The sequence below is a fragment of the Streptomyces sp. NH27 genome, assembly GCF_056859195.1.
This window is the reverse complement of the sequence record NZ_JACEGK010000973.1, coordinates 1-1,138: the sequence shown is the minus strand read 5'-3', so window position 1 is coordinate 1,138 and position 1,138 is coordinate 1. Positions and strand designations below refer to the sequence as shown.

The 1,138-nt window shown below is 74.7% G+C and carries 1 protein-coding gene; it reads left to right on the top strand.

Going from position 1 to position 1,138, the window contains the following annotated elements:
- Positions 1 to 139: 139 nt before the first annotated feature.
- On the top strand, positions 140 to 1,138 hold a 999-nt coding region (locus AC13HU_RS37490), incomplete at its 3' end, for a DUF6986 family protein (RefSeq protein WP_483046475.1).

Below are 1,138 nucleotides of genomic sequence, written 5' to 3'. Positions count from 1 at the left end.
GGCCGCGGCGCACCTGGGGTGGGGGGCGGCCGACGCGCGTCCGCGACCCGACCGCCGCGGCCCGCCGACCTGTTGACCGGCGGGGATGCCCCCCGCAAGCTTGCATTTCAACGATCTGTTGAATTCCGGGAGGGTGCAGATGCCGGCCGTGACTACACACGCAGACGCCGTACCCACGCGGATCGGCGCCGCGCTGGCCAGCACCGACGCCGAGCTGGCCCGCCGCTACCCCGGTGACCGCGCCACCCGCCAGCCCGTGCACACCGTGTACGTGCCCGCTGACGCCTTCGACGCCGGCACCGTCCGCGCCTGGGGCGACCAGGCACTGGCCGCGCTCGACGCCCACGCACCCGACCCGGCCGCCTTCGGCGCCGTACTCGGCCTGTCCGGCGAACTCGCCGCCGACGTCCACGACCTGGTCCGCGCCAAGCTGCGCCGCGAGCCCGTCGAGGACCTGCGGATCGACTTCGAGGACGGCTACGGGGTGCGCCCGGACTCACAGGAGGACGCCGCGGCCGTCGCCGCCGCACGGACCGTCGGCGCCATCGTCGCCGACGGCACAGCGCCCCCGTACGTCGGCATCCGCATGAAGTGCATGGAGGCCGCCGTACGCGACCGCGGCATCCGCACGCTCGACCTGTTCCTGACGACCCTGCTCGACGGCGGCGCGCTCCCGGACGGGCTCGTCCTCACCCTGCCCAAGGTCACCTTCCCCGAGCAGGTCGCCGCGATGGCCGACCTGTGCGAGGAGTTCGAGCGGGCCGCCGGGCTGCCCGAGCGACGGCTCGGCTTCGAGATCCAGATCGAGACCACCCAGGCCATCCTCGGCCCCGACGGCACCGCCACCGTGCCCCGCCTCATCGACGCCGCCCGCGGCCGCGCCACCTCACTGCACTACGGCACCTTCGACTACAGCGCCGCCTGCGGGGTCAGCGCCGCCCACCAGTCCCTGGACCACCCCGCCGCCGACTACGCCAAGGCGGTCATGCAGGTCGCCGCGGCCGGCACCGGCGTACGCCTGTCCGACGGCTCCACCAACGTGCTCCCGGTCGGCTCCACCGCCGACGTGCACTCCGCCTGGCGGCTCCACTACGGCCTGGTACGCCGCTCCCTCGCCCGCGCGTACTACCAGGGCTGG